This window comes from Pseudarthrobacter sp. B4EP4b (assembly GCF_006680095.1).
GTDB lineage: Bacteria > Actinomycetota > Actinomycetes > Actinomycetales > Micrococcaceae > Arthrobacter.
The window spans coordinates 1-17,825 of sequence record NZ_VHIJ01000050.1 but is presented as its reverse complement, the minus strand read 5'-3'; the positions used below and the strand labels follow the sequence as shown (position 1 = coordinate 17,825).

Here is a 17,825-nt window from a genome sequence, read left to right as displayed (position 1 = left end):
CTAGGCGCCTCCGCTCTCCGGAAGCGACACAATGTAATAACTAATCGGTACCGGCTTTTGTTCCCGCCAACTTTACAGCCGGGTAACTTCAGGACGCCAGAGCCTGAATCAACAGTTCCAGCGCAGCGCCGCAAGCCTGCCCCCGGATCTCTGCCCGGCTCCCTGAAAACACATACTCGAAGGCATTTGTTCCCGCTGCCGTCGCAACGCCGATATACACCGTTCCCACGGGTTTTCCATCATGTGCTTCCGGCCCGGCAACGCCGGTGGTGGAGACGCCAATATCCGCGCCAAGGGCCGAGCGTGCCCCTTCAGCCATGGCAGCAGCAACGTCATGATCAACGGATCCGGCGTTGGCCAGCAATTCCGCGGACACCTTCAGCACGTCCGCCTTGACGGAGTTCTGGTAGGCCACCACACCGCCCTGCAGCATTCCGGAGGCGCCGGGTGTGTCGGCCAGGACCGCGGACACCATGCCGGCAGTCAGCGATTCCGCTGTTGCCACCGTAAGTTTGAGCTCCATGGCCTGCCGGACTGCCTGCTCGGCCAGATGGTGAAGCGAAAGATGCTGCTGGTTGGTCATGCCGGTTCCTGCCCGCCCTTCGTGGTTCGTTGCACTTTCCCCTTGGCGCGCAGGCGCATCGCCTCAACAACATATTCGACGCCCGTCCAGACGGTGATGGCCACGGCCACCATCATGACGCCGAACGCCACCCACGTGAGCCACGGTGCGATGGCACCCAGCGGGAGCAGGTACAGGAAGATGGCGGCCGTCTGGACCACGGTTTTGAGTTTGCCTCCGCGCGAGGCGGGGATGACGCCGTAGCGGATGACGAAGAAGCGCAGGGCGGTAATGCCCCATTCACGCACCAGGATCACCAGGGTGGCCCACCAGGGCAGTTCGCCGAGCACGGACAGCATCACCAGGGCGGAACCAATGAGCAGTTTGTCCGCGATGGGGTCGGCGATCTTGCCGAAGTCGGTCACGAGGTTCCGGCTCCTGGCGATGTCGCCGTCGAGCTTGTCAGTGTAAATCGCGACGGCGAACGCGGCAGCCGCCGCCCAGCGCCAGGGCCCGGACTGGCTGTGGAGTCCGGGCGCGTCGGCGATCAGGAACCAGACGAAGAACGGCACCAGCGCGATGCGGAGCATGGTCAGGATATTGGGAAGGTTCCAGACCCCGGCACGGCTGGAGCCGGCGGCGGTGGCATCTGTGCTAGTCACCTTTCTAGGCTACCGTCTCCGGCCTAGCGGCCCGTGAGGGACCATGCGTCCTCGGAGCCGTCCTCGTCGTCGTACCCGCCCGGCGGAGAGTCGGAGCCGTCGTAATATTCCACGTTCTGCTTCCGCTGGTCCAGGTCCGCGGCCACCAGGTCTTCGGCGTACCCGCCCTGGGCGATGTTCGCGTTGGCGTTGTCGCTGAGCGCGGCAGTCTGCGCATCCGGTGCGGCCGGCGCCTCCTGGCCCTTCATGGCGGCCAGGACGGGGGCGAGATCGTCCGGTTTCACCAGCACGTCGCGGGCCTTTGAGCCTTCCGAGGGGCCCACCACGCCGCGGGATTCGAGCAGGTCCATGAGGCGGCCGGCCTTGGCGAAGCCCACGCGCAGCTTGCGCTGCAGCATGGATGTGGAGCCGAACTGCGTAGTGACCACCAGTTCGGTGGCCTGCAGCAGCACCTCGAGGTCGTCCCCAATGTCGTCGTCGATCTGCTTCTTGGGCGCCTCCGCCGCGACGTCGTCGCGGTAGCTGGCCTGGAGCTGTCCCTTGACGTGCTCCACCACCTTGTGGATTTCGGATTCCGTGACCCACGCGCCTTGGACACGCATGGCCTTGGAAGCGCCCATGGGCAGGAAGAGGGCGTCGCCCTGGCCGATGAGTTTTTCGGCACCGGGCTGGTCAAGGACCACGCGGGAGTCCGTGACGGAGGAGGTGGCGAACGCCATCCTGGAGGGAACGTTGGCCTTGATCAGGCCGGTCACCACGTCCACCGACGGCCGCTGGGTGGCCAGGACGAGGTGGATGCCGGCGGCACGTGCCAGCTGGGTGATGCGGACGATCGAGTCTTCCACGTCGCGCGGCGCCACCATCATGAGGTCGGCGAGTTCGTCCACGATCACCAGCAGGTAGGGGTAGGGGCGGATGACGCGCTTGGAATCCACCGGCGGCTGAACCTTGCCGGCGCGGACAGCCTTGTTGAAGTCGTCGATGTGCTTGAAGCCGTAGTTGGCGAGGTCGTCGTAGCGGGCGTCCATCTCGCGGACCACCCACTGGAGGGCTTCGGCGGCTTTCTTGGGGTTGGTGATGATGGGGGTGATGAGGTGCGGGACGCCTTCATAGGCGGTGAGTTCCACGCGCTTCGGGTCCACCATCACCATGCGCACCTCGTCCGGAGTGGCGCGCATCAGGATGGACGTGATCATGGAGTTGACGAAGGAGGACTTACCGGCACCGGTGGCGCCGGCCACCAGCAGGTGGGGCATCTTGGCCAGGTTGGCCACCACGTAGCCGCCCTCAACATCCTTGCCCACGCCCATCACCATCGGGTGGTCGGTGCGGCGGGCGTTCTGGCTGCGGAGCACGTCACCCAGGGAGACGGTCTCGCGGTCCGTGTTGGGGATCTCGATGCCGATCGCGGACTTGCCCGGTATGGGGCTGAGGATCCGGACGTCGCTGGACGCCACGGCGTAGGAAATGTTCTTGGACAGCGCGGTGACCCGCTCCACCTTGGTTCCCGGGGCCAGTTCGATCTCGTAGCGGGTGACCGTGGGCCCGCGGCTGAAGCCCGTGACGGTGGCATCGACGTTGAACTGCTGCAGGGTGTCCGTCAGGGCGGCGACGACGGCGTCATTGGCTTCCGTGCGCTCCTTCGGGATGGAACCGGGCGTCAGGTAGTCCGACGCCGGGAGCGTGTACGTTACGTCGCCGGCGAGGGACAACTGCTCGGTGCGCTGCGGGATGGGGACGGGCGGCGGCGCGGGAGCCACCGGGTTGGAGGGCACGGTGGGTGCGGCGGCCGGCTTGCTGCCGGCGGCTGCCATGCCGGGGGTGACCATGGGGATGGCTTCGGTGGCGTTGTCCTGGCCGGCTGCCGCGGCGCTGCCGAGGCCCTGTGCGGCCTTGATCTTTTCGACGGCGATCTCCGCCTGGGTGGGACGGCGCACACCGGGGGCGGGCCGCGGCGGCTCGGGCTCGTCGTCGTCAATGACGGCATGCTCAAAGGCCTCGTCCCCGACGTAACCCTCCAGGCCGGCGTCGGACTCGTCATCCTTGCCGAAGAAGCGGCGCTTCTTCTTTTTGGGCGCCGCAGGCGGCGTCCGCTCAAGGTAGCTGCGGTCGTGGCCGTTCCCGTCCTGCTCCTGGAGGTCGATGCCCATCAGGTGCTCGTACGCGCCGCGCAGCCGCCGCGGGATGGCACCGAACGGGGTGGCGGTGATGATGAGCAGCGACACAAATGCCAGCAGCCCGTAGAGCACCAGCGGCACGGCGGGATGGATCGCGGCCAGCGGAGAGGCGCCCAGGAAACCCAGCATCCCGCCGGCCTGGCGCAGACCGTCAAAGCCCTGGGCGACAGTGGGCTGTCCGCCTAGGACGTGCGCCAGGCCGCAGCCGGCAAACGTCATGATGAGGAAGCCGATCCCCACCCGGTTGTTGCCCCGCCCGTCTGAGGGCTGGCGGAAGAGCCGGAATGCGCAGACAAAGAGCATCAACGGAAGCAGCAGCGACATCCAGCCGAACGTCCCGTTCACCACACTGTAGACCGCGTCCGGGAACCAGCCGGTGAGGCCCCACCAGGCGAAGGTGGCGATGAAGATGCCCAGGGCAAGGTTGAAGAGGGCTGCGCCGTCGCGGCGTTCGTCGGCCGGGAGGTCGCTGACGTCATGGCCGATGCGCCGCACTCCCCCGCCCACGAGATGGCCGATGCCCAGCCATGCTCCGCCCACGACGCGGAGCAGCCAGGGCTGGTGCTGTTCGACGGCGGGAAGCTGGCGTGTCCTGGCCGTACCGGAACTCCCGGCCCGTCCGGACCTGGCCGGAGATTTCGCTGCCGTGGAGCCGGAACCGCGGCCGCCGGATTTGCTGCCGGAACTGGCCTTGCTGGATCCATTGGGCGCGGAAGTAGTACGAGTGGCCATGGTAGCCACGCTACCGGAACCGCACCGTTTTCCCGGGGATTTGGAGCCCCATGAATCCCCCCTGCTCAACGGGAGTGGCCCAGGATGGGTTAAACACCTGCGGCCCGCACTCCCGGTGTGGCGGAGTACGGGCCGGAGCCGGTGCGGGACGCTCTTAAGCCTCGAGGACCACGGGGATGATCATGGGGCGGCGGCGCAGCTTGCGGTTGACCCACGTGCCCACCACCCGGCGGACCACCTGCTGGAGCTGGTGGCTGGTGTGGTCCGCGTGGTTCAGGACGGCTTCTTCCAGCGCTGCGTTGATCTTGGGGATGATGTCATCGAACACCGAATCGTCCTCGGCCACGCCGCGGGCGTGGATTTCCGGTCCGGAGACTACCTTGCCGGTGGTCCGGTTGACGACGGTGATGATCGAGATGAAGCCCTCATCGCCGAGGATGCGGCGGTCCTTGAGGTCGGCGTCGGTAATTTCGCCCACGCTGGATCCGTCCACATAGACGAAGCCCACTTCCACCTGTCCCACCACATCGGCGCGGTGGTCCTTCAGGTCAATCACGGTGCCGTTGTCTGCCAGGATCACGCTGGCTTCCGGAACACCGGACTCGATGGCGATCTTGCCGTTGGCAATCAGGTGCCGGGTTTCGCCGTGCACGGGCATGGCGTTCAGCGGCTCAAGGATGTTGTAGCAGTACAGGAGTTCGCCGGCGGCGGCATGGCCGGAGACGTGGACCTTGGCGTTGCCCTTGTGGATGACATCAGCGCCCAGTTTCAGCAGGCCGTTGATGATGCGGAAGACGGCGTTTTCGTTGCCGGGGATGAGGCTGGAGGCCAGGATGACGGTGTCGCCGTCGCCCACCACCACGCGGTGGTCGCCGTTGGCCATCCGGGACAGCGCCGCCATCGGTTCACCCTGGGAGCCGGTGGACATGAGCACCACGCGGTTGTCCGGCAGGTTGTCGATGTTCTTGATGTCCACGATCAGGCCCGGCGGAACATCCAGGTAGCCGAGCTTCTCGGCGATCGCCATGTTCCGGACCATGGAACGGCCAACAAACGCGACCTTGCGGTTGTGCTTCCCGGCCGCGTCCAGGACCTGCTGGACCCGGTGGACGTGCGAGGAGAAGGACGCCACGATGATGCGCTTGGTGGCCTGGCCGAAGAGGCGCTCCAGGGTGGGGCCGATTTCCTTTTCCGCGGTGGTGAAACCCGGGACGTCCGCGTTGGTGGAGTCCGACATAAAGAGGTCAACGCCCTCTTCGCCGAGCTTGGCAAAGTGCCGGAGGTCGGTGATGCGTCCATCGAGCGGAAGCTGGTCCATCTTGAAGTCGCCCGTGTGCAGCACCGTACCGCCTGCGGTGCGGATGAAGACGGCCAAAGCGTCAGGGATGGAGTGGTTGACGGCTACGAACTCGCATTCGAAGGGGCCGAACTTCTCCACCTGGCCCTCTTCCACGGTGAGGGTGTAGGGCCGGATGCGGTGTTCCTGCAGCTTCGCCTCGATCAGGGCAAGGGTCAGCTGCGAGCCCACCAGCGGGATGTCGTTGCGGAGCCGCAGCAGGTACGGGACAGCGCCGATGTGGTCCTCGTGGCCGTGGGTCAGGACGACGGCGACGATGTCATCCAGCCGGTTCTCGATGTACGAGAAGTCAGGAAGGATCAGGTCAACACCGGGCTGGGTTTCCTCCGGGAAGAGGACGCCGCAGTCAACGATCAGCAGTTTGCCGTCGATTTCGAACACGGCCATGTTCCGGCCGATCTCCCCCAGCCCGCCGAGCGGGACGATCCGCAACGTGCCGTTGGGCAGGCGGGGCGGGGTGACAAGGCCGGTCAGGGCGATTTGGGTCATATTGCACTACTTTCCAGGCGGAAGGGCGTGCCGGTCTTAGCTTTCAGGAAAAGACCAGCCCCGCTTCCGCCAAATCCCCGCGGATGGTTTCGATCTCGGCTTCGTCCGGCTCCACGAGGGGCAAACGGACAATCGAGTTGGGCAGGACTCCCTGCCATTTAAGAATCTGTTTGGCCGCCACGGCACCCTGGACACGGGTCATGGTTGCGCGCACTACCGGCTGGAGTTCGAAGTTGATCTTCCGGGCGGTGCCGAGGTCGTTCGCATTCACGGCGTCAATGAGTTCGCGGAAGCGGCGGGTGGCCACGTGGGTGGTCACGCCCACCAGGCCGACGGCGCCCAGCGCCATCCAGGGCAGGGTCAGTCCGTCATCGCCGGAGTAGAAGAGCAGGTCCGTCTCGCTCATGACGCGGGTGGCCGCGACAAAGTCCGCCTTGGCATCCTTCACCGCGACGATGTTGGGGTGCTGCGCCAGCCGGATCATGGTGTCGGGTTCGATGGCGATGGAGGACCGGCCGGGAATGTCATAGAGCATCACGGGCACGTCGGCGGCCGAGGCGATGGTCTCGAAGTGCGCGCGGAGGCCCGACTGGCTGGGCTTGTTGTAGTAAGGGGTCACCAGCAGGATGCCGTCGACGCCAAGGGCCGCGGCCTGCTGGGAAAGGTGCACCGAGTGCGCGGTGTCGTTGGTGCCGGTACCGGCGATGATCGCGGCACGGCCGCCCACGGCTTCCTTGACGGCTCGGAACATGCCGAGGTTCTCTTCGTCGGTGAGGGTGGAGGTTTCACCTGTGGTTCCGGTGACCACAAGGCCGTCGCAGCCGTCGTCCACGAGCTTGGTGGCCAGTTCCGCTGCCTGCTGGTAATCAACTGAACCGTCCTTGGCGAACGGCGTAACCATTGCGGTCAGGAGGGTACCGAGGGCAGGGATGTGCGCGGAAGTGTCAGCCATGGAAAAAACGTTACCCTGTCCACCGCTGGTTAGGACAATAGGGCGGGCGTGATGCACGTCAAATATGGGCTTCCGGTGTGCCCGGGGTCCGTGCTTTGGCCGTTCACTGCCGGAACTTTTTCAGGCGGCTGCGCTGCAGGACGGATGAAATGATCTCGGTACCGGTGCCCGAGGCCTGCTTCAGGGGAAGCCCGTCCGGCCCCCAAAAGCCGCTGAGGCCACATGAATCGCCTAAAGGGCTGGTGCCGCCGAGGTTCGCCAGCGCCGTGAACATCCGGTTGTCCATGGCGCGGGCACCAAGGTGGAGGGCAAGACGGTGCTCCTCGTTTTTGGTGTAGAGGGCGGATACACAATAGAGGTCGGCGCCGGCAGCCGCGGAATCACCGGAATGCGAGGGCACCGAGGCATCCAGGCAGATCGCCAGCGCAGTCTTCCACCCGTCCACCTCTACATGCGTGGCCCCCTCTCCGGGCGTGAAGAGTTCATGCTCATCCCCGTGGAGGTGGGTCTTGAAGGCCGTCTCGGTACTCCCATCAGGGTGGACGGCCAGCGATGCCAGCCGCGGGGTGCCGTCGGCCTCCCGAAGGGCGGCCCCTATGATGGCGGTAATCCCCGTCCTGCGGCAGATCTCGCGGACATCCGCGAGCCTGTGGTCACCCGGTGTTACCCACGAGTCAGGGCTGTCGAGGAGATCCAGCCGATAGCCGGTCAGGGAAAGCTCCGGGAAAACCACCAGCCGGGAGCCATGGTCATCAGCGTCCTCGATAAGGCGCACGTGCTCCTCAGCGTTGACCGGGATGCCTCCATCCAGCGGACGGTACTGAATGACGGAGACAGGAAGGGTGTCAGTCACGCCTCCATCCTAGGCATGCCGGGGTTACACAGGCCCGGGCTGGCAATACCTGCCCACGGCTGCTTGGCGGAGCCCTTCCGCCCATGTGGCCAGGCGTTGGGCGGCCCGCATGTAGTGGAACAGTTCCACGGGCGTCAGGGCGTCGATGTCCGTCTCGGCCAATCGGCGGGCCAGTTCGGCGCCCTCCGGCTGTGCGGAAAGGCTGAGGCCCTCCTGCTCCCACTGGATATCCTCGGACGTCTTTCCGGTCACCAGCTGGCGGAAGAGGTAATCGACCACGCCGGGGCTCATGGCCTTCAGCGGCCCGTCATGGCGTGATCCCGAAGCCTGGGCTCCGGGTGCTGGAGCACCGAATAAGGGGACTCCGGAGGACGGGGCTCCGGATGATGGCGTTTGCATGCGATTCATAGTATTCGAACATATATTCGAATTCAAGAGCTCTTTGACAGGCCCGCCACAGGCGGATGTGAGACGATCTGGACATGACCTCCCGTAATGCCGCCGCGTCCACCAGGACGTCTCCCGGACGGTCCACCCCGGCACGGCTGCACGGTATAGACGCCGCCCGCGGGCTTGCACTGCTGGGAATGATGGCCACCCACCTGCTTCCCACCTTCGAGTCGAACGCCAACCTTACGCCCACCTGGATCGGCCTGACCTTTTCGGGCCGGGCGGCCGCCCTGTTCGCGGTCCTGGCTGGAGTGGGCCTTGCCTTATCCACGGGAAAGCACAAGCCGCTGCAGGGTCCCGAGCTGTCCGGCGCCCGGCGCGGCGTGGCCCTGCGCGCCCTGGTGATTGCCGCCGTCGGACTCTCCCTCGGTGGCCTGGAAGTAAACCTGGCCATCATCCTGGTCCATTACGCAGTCCTGTTCCTGTGCATACTGCCGTTCCTGGGCCTGCAGCTGAAGGCGCTTTGCGCCTGGGCGGCCGGCTGGATCCTGGTGTCCCCCGTGCTGGCGTACCTGCTGCGTCCGTGGCTGCTCGCCGCGAACCCGCCGCTCAAGCTGGGCCACAACCCGTCCTGGGAGGACCTCTCTACACCGGGAAGGCTTCTGGCAGACGTCTTCCTGACAGGATATTACCCCGTCTTCCAGTGGCTCTCCTACCTCCTGGTGGGGCTCGTCGTCGGCCGCCTGATGCTGCACAAAGCGCTGGTGCCCTGGGTGCTGCTGGTGGGCGGAACCCTCATTGCTGTCCTGGCCAAATCAGTAGGCACTGCGGCGATGGAAGACTGGGGCGGCCGTGCGGCGCTGGAGAAGGTATTGAACTCCCCTGGCTATCCGCTGGGCAGCGTTCTGCAGGTCAACCTGACCGGCATCCCGCAGGAGGGTTCGTGGTGGTGGCTGGCATCCGCGGCACCCCACTCGGCAACCAGCCTGGACCTGCTGCACACGTCCGCGGTGGCCGCAGCAGTCATCGGGGCGTTCCTGCTGTTGGGCAGGCTGGCCGAGTGGGTGGCCCTGGACCTGCTGCTGCCCCTCCGGGGCGCGGGCGCCATGACCCTGACCCTGTATTCCGTCCACGTGTGGGTGGTTTCGGCGTTCTACCTCAAGCCGATGCCTGAGGGCTGGAACGAAGACGCCCTGTATTTCGCCCACGCCGCCTCCGCGGTGATCATTGGCATGGTGTTTGTGCTGCTCAAATGGCGGGGCCCGCTCGAATGGCTGGGGCACGCGGCGAACCAGTTGGGCCGCGGCGGGGTAAAAGCCGTCCGCTAAGCCGGAACGTTGCCCCGGAAGAGTTTTGCGGCATCACGCATGGAGGCGCGGGCGCGCTTCCGGTCGCCGGCGGCGTCGTACGCGCAGCTCAGCCGGAACCAGGAGCGCCAGTCCTCGGGCGCCGCCTCGGCCTCGATCCGGTATTTCTCGAATTCGGCGTCGGCTGCGGACCGGACGATCCGGCCGGCAGGGGTCCGGGGCAGTTCGTCCACGGGAAGCCCGCCTTCCGCCTCGAGGACTTTGGCCATCTGTTCGGTGCGGGCGCCGAACATCAGCTCGCGGATCAGCGCCCAGGCGCCGATCACGGGCAGCACCAGGTAGGCTGCGCCGATGGCTACGGCTGCAGGATTGCTGTCCGTCAGCAGCAGGACCGAACGCTGGAAGGACACCACCAGGTAAAAGACCAGGAGCAGCGTGACGGCACCCACCCAGATCTTGGTGCGGTTCTTCCGGAAGCCAGCCATGAGCCCGGCCACGGCTACAGCCCCAGGTCCAGGTAGCCGTCCAGGCCCACCGTAAGTCCGGGGTGCGAGGCCACCTTACGCAGGCCAAGGAGCACGCCGGGCATAAAGGAAGCGCGGTCAAAAGAATCGTGACGCAGGGTCAGTTGCTCGCCGGCGCTGCCGAGCAGGACCTCCTGGTGGGCCACGAGGCCGCGGAGCCGCACACTGTGGACACGGACACCGTCCACCTCGCAGCCGCGGGCACCGTCGAGTTCGCTGGTGGTGGCATCGGGGCTCGGGGCAACGTTGGCAGCGGCGCGTTCTGCGGCGATGAGCTCCGCGGTGCGGACGGCGGTACCGGAGGGCGCATCCACTTTGTCAGGGTGGTGCAGTTCGATGATCTCCACCGACTCAAAGTACTTGGATGCCTTCGCAGCGAAAGCCGAGGCGAGGACTGAGCCAAGGGCAAAGTTGGGGGCGATCAGCACGCCGGTCTCCGGGTGGCCGGCCAGCAGGTCCTCAAGCGCTGACAGCTTTGCTGCGTCCCAGCCGGTGGTGCCCACGACAGCGTGGATGCCCTGTTCGACGGCGAAGCGGACGTTGGCCTCGGTGCTCTCCGGCACCGTCAGGTCAACCATAAAGCGGGCACCTGCTGCCGTGATCTGGTCCAGTGAATCTCCGCGGCCCAGGGCTGCGACCAGTTTCATATCCGGCGCGGCTTCGATGGCTTTTACGGCTTCGGCGCCCATGCGCCCGTTCGCGCCCAGCACGGCAACGGGCAAGGGCGCGGAGAGTTGTTCGGTCATGCCGTTAAGCCTACCGGTGGGCTCCAGCCGCGCGGGAACCGGGGAGTGTGCGTTACCTCGCATGAGCCGTTCCGGACTGGACGGACCTGGACGGAACAGGGTCAGTTGCCTGCGCCAACCCATTCGACGGTTCCGTCGGTAAAGAACTGTTCCTTCCAGATGGGAACCTGCTCCTTGATGCGGTCCACCAGCTCGGAGCAGACGGCAAATGCCTGCCCCCGGTGGGCGGCGGACACGGCACATACCAGGGCGGGGTCACCGATTTCCAGCATGCCGATCCGGTGCGCCGCCCAGATCCGGACGGACTGCGCGGACCGGCCGCCTTCCCCGTCGGAGCTGCCGGCTGCCGATTGTTCAGCAACCAGCCGGGCAACGACGTCGGCCATCGCCTGGTGTGCCGTGGGGTGCGCACTGTAGCTGAGGCGCTCGACCGGCTTGCCGCCGTCGTGGTTGCGCACTACCCCACTGAAGCTGACCACCGCGCCCGCGGTGTCGCTTTCAACCGCCGCGATGGCCTGGTCAACGGAGATGGGCTCCGCACTCAGGACCGCGTTGACCACCTCGAATGATGTTTCAGTGCCCATGTCCGCCTTCCAGCTGGTCGCAGAGGTGCCCGATGACCGGGTCCAGGACGGTCAGTCCGTCCATGACCCCCTTGGGTGATCCGGGCAGGTTGATGATGAAAGTATGGCCCGCGGCGCCCGCGTAGCCACGGCTCAGCGCGGCCAGTGGAGTCTTGGCTGCCCCGGCCCGGCGGATCGCTTCCATGATGCCGGGAATCTCGCGGTCCAAGAGCGGCAGGGTGACGTCCGGCGTGCGGTCGTCCGGGCTGAGGCCAGTTCCGCCGCTGGTGATCACGACGGCGGGCCGCTGGGTGAGGAGTGCGCGGATCGCGGCGCCCACGGGCTCGCCGTCGGGCACCACCATGGCCGGGAAGACGTCGAAGCCGTGTTCGGTCAGCCAATCACTGATGACGGGTCCGGTTTCGTCGTCGTAAATGCCTGCGGCGGCCCGGGTGGAGGCGATCACGACGCCAGCCTTCCGGCCCAGTACGTCGCCGTGGCGGTGCGGCTCGGGGGCGCTAAGCGTGCTCGAGGTGCTCACAGCGTCCAGTCCCCGCTTTTGCCGCCGCTCTTGGCCAGGACCTTGATGTCGTCCAGGACCGCATGCTTGTCCACTGCCTTGATCATGTCGTAGACGCTCAGCGCAGCGACGGACACTGCGGTGAGGGCCTCCATCTCCACGCCTGTGACTCCCCTGGTCTTGACCGTGGCGAGGATCGACACGGATTCCGGGGCAAGGTCAAAGTCCACCGTGACTTTGGACAGCGGAAGCGGATGGCAGAGCGGAATCAGTTCGGGGGTCTTTTTGGCTGCCATGATTCCGGCCACGCGCGCTACGGCGAGGGCGTCGCCCTTGGGCAGTCCACCGGAACCGAGCAGGCCCATAACTTCTGCGGTGGTGCGGACCGTGGCGGTGGCGGTGGCCTCGCGGGTGGTTTCGGCTTTGGCGGAGACGTCCACCATCTGGGCGCTGCCGTCCTGGCGCAGGTGCGTCAGCGCGGCCGGGGATTCTTCTGCATTCACAGCATCCATACTTCCACCTCCGCTCCTGCCCCGAGTTCGGCCACTCCCTGTGGGACGTGAACCAGCACATTCGAACCGGCGAGCGCATGCATCAGATGGGAACTTTCCCCGCCCTGCAGCTCAACCGTGCCGTCAGGCTGCAACGTACCCCGGCGGACCTGGTGCTTGTTTTCGGGAGACGTGAGCGGCTGTCCGAGGCGGGCGCGAAGCGGCAGGCGGGGTGCGGGGGCGCCGAGCAGGCGGCCCAGCACAGGGCGCAGGACCATTTCAAACGAGACCAGGCAGCTGACCGGGTTGCCGGGGAACCCCAGGAAGGGGCGCCCGTCGAAGGTGCCGATTCCCTGCGGGCCACCCGGCTGCATGGCCACGTGCAGGAACTCCACCGGCTGGTCTTCCATGGCCTGCCGGACCACCTCGTAGGCACCCTTGCTGACCCCGCCGGTGGTGACGATCAGGTCCACCGCCGCTCCCTCGGTGCGAAGCAGCTCGCGCAGCTTTCCCGGGTTGTCCGTGACGATGCCCGCCCGGCGGACCTCGAGGCCCGCTTGCCGCATCGCAGTTTCCAGGAGCGTGCCATTGGAGTCATAGATCTTGCCGGCGGGAAGGTCCTGGCCGGGTTCCACCACTTCATCACCGGTGGTGACCAGCAGGACCGTCACGGCCTGGTAGACGGTGACTTCCGGGATGCCCAACGCGGCCAGCAGCCCCAGCTGGGCAGGGCCCAGGAAGGTGCCCGCCGCCAGGGCGGTCTGGCCGGCCTGCACATCGCTGCCGGCTTCCCGCACGTAGGTGCCGGGGCCTGCCGCAGGCAGCTTCACCGTTGCTTGCGCCGTGGACTGTCCAGTGGGCGGCAGGAAACGGTCCGGAACGGCCCGCTCAATGGGGACGACGGCGTCGGCCCCCTCAGGCAGCATGGCTCCGGTCATGATCGGGGCGGCTGTGCCGCGCTGGAGGGCGTCCGGACTGGCGCCGGCGGGAACGGGAGGCATCACGCGCAGCTCGCCGCCGTCGTCGGGCAGGTCAGCGGAACGGATGGCGTACCCGTCCATCTGCGAATTGGCGAAGGGGGGCAGGCTGATGGGGGCGGTGACGTCATTGACCAGGCCCCGGCCCAGTGCCTCGCCCAGCGGAAGCACTTCGGTGCGGCCCGGTGACCGCAGCGGCTGCAGGAGTTCGGTGACGGCGGCCGCGTGCTCAGCCACGGATCGCGCCTGGTGGCGGTGGTGCTTTTCCTGGTGCCGCGCCGGGTGGGAGGTTGGGTGTTGGGACGTCCCGGACAGCGACGTTCCATGCGGTTGCGGGCTGGTCATGGTTCCGCCTTCGGTAGCCATCAGGGTTGCACGTCCACTCTAATGGTGTGGAACCCCGTGGCTCCGTCCGGGGCTGGAGGCCTGCGTTGTTCGTCCTGGGCCCGGCCCGTGAGATCAGTTGCGCGGACCTGGACTTCGTACTGGCCTGCTGCCAGCTCCAGGCCCACCTTCCATTGGTACCAGGTGTCCACCGAGATGCCTTCGCCCAGCTCCGCCTGCTGCCACGCGCCCCGGTTCACGCGGAGCTCCACCTTCCCAATGCCGGAGTGCTGCGCCCAGGCCACGCCACCGAACATCACAGTTCCGGCCTTCACCCCACGGCCATCGCGCGGGACATCGATCCTGGACGACGTTTTGATGGGTCCGCGCTCAGACCAGCCGCGGGGAGTCCAGTAGCCGGCGTCGTCCGCGAACCTGGTGACCTTCAGCTCGGTAACCCATTTGGTGGCGGACACGTAGCCATAGAGACCAGGCACCACCAGCCGGACGGGAAATCCGTGCTCCAGGGGCAAGGGCTCGCCGTTCATGCCGACGGCAAGCAGCGCATCCCGGTTGTCGGTGAGGACCTCGAGCGGGGTGCCGGCGGTCCAGCCGTCCGTGCTCCTTGAGAGCACCATGTCCGCGCCGGGTTGTGGCCCGGCGAGTGCCAGCAATTCGCGGACGGGCCAGCCCAGCCAGCGCGCATTGCCGATCAGGTCTCCGCCCACTTCATTGGACACGCACGCGATAGTTACGTGGCGCTCGATCAGGGGTTTCGCCACGAGATCGGCGAAGGACAGCTCAACTTCCCTGTCCACCATTCCGGTGACTTTGAGGACCCAGGTATCCGGATCGAGGGCAGGAACGGTGAGTGCGGTGTCGATGCGGTAGAAGTCAGGGTTGGGCGTGACCAGGGGCTGCATTCCATCCAGGCCGGTCTCGGCTCCGGACGGGATGGGCGGCGCTGCTGAGGCGGGTACCGGCAGCGCCACGCGGCTCCTTGCTTCGCTGGCGGCCGCTGCGGCGCCGCGCCAGAGCGATGCCAGCGCCCCGCCGATCACCGTGAAGGCAGCCCCGCCTGCCAGGGCCTGGAGGAAACGACGGCGGGCAGGCACGGCTTCCGTATCGGAGGTGCGCTCACTGCCCGTCCACTCCTGCAGCCGCCGAATCAGGAACCTGAGCAGCGCACCGGCAATGACTGCGGTGATTACCGGCAAGGCCATCGCATTGAAGCTGGCTTGGGCCCGGGTGAGGACGGCTGCCAGCCCCACCAGCCCAAAGAGGCCAACGATGGCGATGCCGGCAAAGCGGCGCCGGTCTTCGACTATTCCCGCCATCGCGGCCAGCGCGGCAATGACCAGGGCCATGCCAGCCAGGAGTGCAAGTTTGTCGGCCGTCCCGAACAGCGCTACAGCCCAGTCCTTCATACCGGGTGGAACGGCATCGATGACTGCGCCGCCAACCGCTGTCATGGGCGACAGCGCCGGGCTGAAAATACCGGCCAGAAGTTCTCCAAGCACCACCGCGCTGCCCACCGCAACGGCGCCCGCGGCGGCGGCGGGCCACACGCGGTGCCGCGGGACCGGCCCGGGGGGCACCGAGGGCACCGGGCGCTCGGGAAGCCGTGTCACGCCGTCGTTCGCTGCATGCTGTGGCTGGGAGCTGTTCACACCTACAGCTTAGGTTCGCTGGCTGCCCGCGGCGCCGGTCGTGGGCCGCGGATTCTGCTGCTGCCGGCCGGACCGGTCACGGTGTGATGCGGAGCCCATTGTGGCGTAGCCTGAATTCATGAGTGTCCAGCTAGGCATGCCCCAGCCACGGGAAGATGCGGGGGCAGCGCTGCCCTCCGTACCCGGCGCGCGCCCCGCCGATGCTCCGGCCGGGCTGGCCGACCGTTACGGACGCCGTGCCACCGACATGAGGCTTTCCCTGACGGACAAATGCAACCTTCGCTGCACCTACTGCATGCCCGCTGAGGGCCTTGAGTGGCTCGCGAAGCAGGCAGTGATGTCTGCGGAGGAGATCGTGCGGATTGTGCGGATCGGCGTTGAGCAGCTGGGCGTGCGTGAACTGCGGCTGACCGGTGGTGAACCGCTGGTGCGGCACGACCTCGTGGACATCATCGCCTCGCTCCGCGGCAATCATCCCGATCTGCCCATCTCCATGACCACCAACGGCGTGGGCCTGGCAAAGAAGGCGGCCGCATTGAAGGCGGCCGGCCTGACCCGGATCAATGTGTCCCTGGACTCGCTGCATGAGGAGACTTTCACCAAGCTGACCCGGCGGCCATTCCTGGACCAGGTGCTCGCCGGCGTGGACGCGGCCTGGGCTGCAGGCCTGGGCCCGGTCAAGGTCAACGCAGTCCTCATGCGCGGCATCAACGACGCCGAGGCGCCATCACTGCTGGCATGGGCCCTGGACCGCGGCTACGAGTTGCGGTTCATCGAGCAGATGCCGCTTGACGCAGACCATGGCTGGACGCGGCGGAACATGATCACGGCTGCTGAGATCCGCTCCCTGCTGTCCGGCGATTTTGTCCTGAGCCCGGATCCGCGCGCCCGCGATGGTGCCCCTGCGGAACGCTTTGAAGTACGACGCCGGGCGGCTGGGTCTGATTCAGGCCCACTGCTGGGGACCGTGGGCATCATTGCCTCTGTGACTGAACCGTTCTGTTCGGACTGCCGGAGGACGAGGATCACGGCCGAAGGCAAGATCATGAGCTGCCTGTTCTCGCGTGAGGAATTCGACCTTCTGGGCCTGCTGCGCTCGGGCGCAAGCGACGACGCGCTCGCCCAGCGCTGGCAGGACGCCATGTGGCTCAAGCCAAAAGCACACGGAATGGACCACGTGGGACTTGACGCTCCGGACTTCGTCCAGCCGGACCGCAGCATGAGCGCCATCGGGGGCTGAGACATTTGAACGTACGATACTTCGCTGCCGCACGCGCTGCGGCAGGCGTTGAGGAAGAGCGCTTCGAGCTGGCGCCAGGTGCCACTGTTGCCGACCTGCTGGACGCCGTGCTTTCCGTCCAGCGGCCTGAGCCTCCTGCCGGAACCCCGCCGCTGCCCCGCATCCTGTCGCGGAGCAGCTTCCTGCTGAATGAAGTGGCTGTGCGGAACCACAGTGTTGTCCTAAAGGCCGACGACGTCGTGGACGTGCTGCCTCCGTTCGCCGGCGGCTAGGAGTACTTTCCCCGCGGAGGCTTCTCCCGGGCAGGGAATGTCAGTGCCACGATGGATGCTGTCGGTATGGGAAACCACGAGGGCACGGGGGTCAACAGGGACGCGCTGCTTCGCGCCGCGCCGACTGCGCCGGTTCACCCATCCGCTGACGCCGCCCCGAATGTCAGTGCCTCGATGGATGATTCTTCTATGGGAAACGGCGCGGGTACGGCGGCAACGATGGAAGACATTCACGCCTCAACTGCCCTGCTTGATGCCCTGTTCCTGGAAGATCAGCGGCTGGAAGCCGACGCCGGTCCCGGGGCCGCTGCCAGTGGCGGAGCTGGCGTGGATGTACTGCAGCGTCGCTATGAGATCCGACTCGAGCGCTTGGCAGTGACAAAGCAGCTGGAAGCCCAGATCGCCGGCGTGAAGGCCCGGGACGCCGCCGAAGCCATTGAAATCCAGCATGCGATGACCCCGCCGGAAACGCCCGCGCACGAACGGACCTACGCCGAGATGTCCGCGGTCGAGGAAATCGCAGGGGTCCTGACCATCAGCTCCCCCGCCGCCGGGGCACTCATCACCCAATCCCGGCAACTCACCGCCCTGCCGCCGGCGATGGACGCCCTCTGCGCCGGGGCCATCTCCTGGCAGCACGCCAAAATCATCGCCGACGAAACCGACAGCCTCAGCCCCACCGGCGCGGCCGCCCTCGTCGAGCATGTCTTGAACCCTCACCCGGCCCGTGGAGCCGCCGCGGGCGAACTCGTCCCGTCGCGGTTCCGGACCAGGGTCCGTAACTGGCGCGAACGCCACCACCCCGAATCCCTGGAGAAGCGCCACGCCAAGTGCGCCGCGGACCGGAGGATGGAATACACCCCGGACCGCGACGGCATGGCCCGGGTTTCCCTCTACGTCCCCGCGGACCAGGGCTCAGCCATCTGGAACCGCACCACCGCCATCGCCCGCGGACTCCAAGGCCCCAACGAACCCCGCACCATCACCCAACTCCGCCCCGACATCGCCGCCAACCTC

18 protein-coding genes are annotated in these 17,825 nt (G+C 66.7%); 4 read left to right on the top strand and 14 right to left on the bottom strand.

Translation table 11 applies throughout. The features are described 5' to 3' along the window. Positions 1 to 88: 88 nt before the first annotated feature. The 7 genes from FNL14_RS17690 to FNL14_RS17660 all read right to left on the bottom strand — a co-directional run bounded on the left by FNL14_RS17690 (position 89) and on the right by FNL14_RS17660 (position 8,183). Positions 89 to 583: a CinA family protein gene (locus FNL14_RS17690; protein WP_142062618.1), complete on the bottom strand. Its 495-nt coding sequence runs from the start codon at positions 581 to 583 to the stop codon at positions 89 to 91. Further along, positions 580 to 1,224, bottom strand: coding sequence for a CDP-diacylglycerol--glycerol-3-phosphate 3-phosphatidyltransferase (gene pgsA, locus FNL14_RS17685; RefSeq protein WP_142062615.1), 645 nt, complete (start codon positions 1,222 to 1,224; stop codon positions 580 to 582). Before pgsA ends, FNL14_RS17690 begins: the two co-directional genes overlap by 4 nt. A gap of 23 nt (positions 1,225 to 1,247) precedes the next feature. Next, the gene (locus FNL14_RS17680; protein ID WP_142062612.1) at positions 1,248 to 4,133 is read right to left on the bottom strand and encodes a DNA translocase FtsK; all 2,886 of its coding nucleotides are present in this window, start codon (positions 4,131 to 4,133) and stop codon (positions 1,248 to 1,250) included. A gap of 154 nt (positions 4,134 to 4,287) precedes the next feature. Continuing rightward, positions 4,288 to 5,979 carry a ribonuclease J gene (locus FNL14_RS17675; protein WP_091418101.1) on the bottom strand — a complete coding sequence of 564 codons (1,692 nt, stop codon included), beginning with the start codon at positions 5,977 to 5,979 and terminating at the stop codon, positions 4,288 to 4,290. A 43-nt stretch (positions 5,980 to 6,022) separates the two neighbouring features. Further along, positions 6,023 to 6,931: a 4-hydroxy-tetrahydrodipicolinate synthase gene (gene dapA / locus FNL14_RS17670; RefSeq protein WP_142062608.1), complete on the bottom strand. Its 909-nt coding sequence runs from the start codon at positions 6,929 to 6,931 to the stop codon at positions 6,023 to 6,025. Positions 6,932 to 7,034: 103 nt separating this feature from the next. After that, complete coding sequence (locus tag FNL14_RS17665; protein WP_142062607.1) at positions 7,035 to 7,784, bottom strand: carbon-nitrogen hydrolase family protein; 750 nt, start codon at positions 7,782 to 7,784, stop codon at positions 7,035 to 7,037. 24 nt (positions 7,785 to 7,808) lie between these two features. After that, positions 7,809 to 8,183 (bottom strand): hypothetical protein, encoded by a 375-nt coding sequence (locus FNL14_RS17660; protein WP_255470900.1) that lies wholly within the window; start codon positions 8,181 to 8,183, stop codon positions 7,809 to 7,811. Between the two features lie 83 nt (positions 8,184 to 8,266). Between FNL14_RS17660 and FNL14_RS17655 the strand changes: the two genes are divergently transcribed. After that, positions 8,267 to 9,502 carry a heparan-alpha-glucosaminide N-acetyltransferase domain-containing protein gene (locus FNL14_RS17655; RefSeq protein ID WP_142062603.1) on the top strand — a complete coding sequence of 412 codons (1,236 nt, stop codon included), beginning with the start codon at positions 8,267 to 8,269 and terminating at the stop codon, positions 9,500 to 9,502. Here the strand turns inward: FNL14_RS17655 and FNL14_RS17650 are convergent. The 7 genes from FNL14_RS17650 to FNL14_RS17620 form a co-directional block, all read right to left on the bottom strand. Further along, positions 9,499 to 9,966: a hypothetical protein gene (locus tag FNL14_RS17650; RefSeq protein WP_370455877.1), complete on the bottom strand. Its 468-nt coding sequence runs from the start codon at positions 9,964 to 9,966 to the stop codon at positions 9,499 to 9,501. The two genes, FNL14_RS17655 and FNL14_RS17650, sit on opposite strands and share 4 nt — an antisense overlap. 14 nt (positions 9,967 to 9,980) lie before the next feature. Continuing rightward, entirely contained in the window at positions 9,981 to 10,751 is a 771-nt protein-coding gene (dapB, locus tag FNL14_RS17645) for a 4-hydroxy-tetrahydrodipicolinate reductase (RefSeq protein ID WP_142062598.1), read from the bottom strand. Positions 10,752 to 10,852: 101 nt separating this feature from the next. After that, positions 10,853 to 11,335 carry a molybdenum cofactor biosynthesis protein MoaE gene (locus FNL14_RS17640; protein WP_142062595.1) on the bottom strand — a complete coding sequence of 161 codons (483 nt, stop codon included), beginning with the start codon at positions 11,333 to 11,335 and terminating at the stop codon, positions 10,853 to 10,855. Continuing rightward, on the bottom strand, positions 11,325 to 11,855 hold the full coding sequence (locus FNL14_RS17635; RefSeq protein WP_142062592.1) for a MogA/MoaB family molybdenum cofactor biosynthesis protein: 531 nt from the start codon (positions 11,853 to 11,855) through the stop codon (positions 11,325 to 11,327). Before FNL14_RS17635 ends, FNL14_RS17640 begins: the two co-directional genes overlap by 11 nt. Next, positions 11,852 to 12,346, bottom strand: coding sequence for a cyclic pyranopterin monophosphate synthase MoaC (gene moaC, locus FNL14_RS17630; RefSeq protein ID WP_142062589.1), 495 nt, complete (start codon positions 12,344 to 12,346; stop codon positions 11,852 to 11,854). Before moaC ends, FNL14_RS17635 begins: the two co-directional genes overlap by 4 nt. Then, positions 12,334 to 13,647 carry a gephyrin-like molybdotransferase Glp gene (gene glp / locus FNL14_RS17625; protein ID WP_255470899.1) on the bottom strand — a complete coding sequence of 438 codons (1,314 nt, stop codon included), beginning with the start codon at positions 13,645 to 13,647 and terminating at the stop codon, positions 12,334 to 12,336. Before glp ends, moaC begins: the two co-directional genes overlap by 13 nt. 20 nt (positions 13,648 to 13,667) lie before the next feature. Beyond that, positions 13,668 to 15,233, bottom strand: coding sequence for a molybdopterin-dependent oxidoreductase (locus FNL14_RS17620; protein WP_370455879.1), 1,566 nt, complete (start codon positions 15,231 to 15,233; stop codon positions 13,668 to 13,670). 181 nt (positions 15,234 to 15,414) lie between these two features. Here FNL14_RS17620 and moaA point away from each other — a divergent pair, with 181 nt between their 5' ends. From moaA to FNL14_RS17605, 3 genes are all read left to right on the top strand, one after another. Next, entirely contained in the window at positions 15,415 to 16,536 is a 1,122-nt protein-coding gene (moaA, locus tag FNL14_RS17615) for a GTP 3',8-cyclase MoaA (protein WP_181762691.1), read from the top strand. A gap of 5 nt (positions 16,537 to 16,541) precedes the next feature. Then, complete coding sequence (locus FNL14_RS17610; protein WP_142062582.1) at positions 16,542 to 16,808, top strand: MoaD/ThiS family protein; 267 nt, start codon at positions 16,542 to 16,544, stop codon at positions 16,806 to 16,808. Between the two features lie 66 nt (positions 16,809 to 16,874). Then, a partial coding sequence (locus tag FNL14_RS17605) for a DUF222 domain-containing protein (protein ID WP_255470898.1) occupies positions 16,875 to 17,825 on the top strand: 951 nt, incomplete at its 3' end.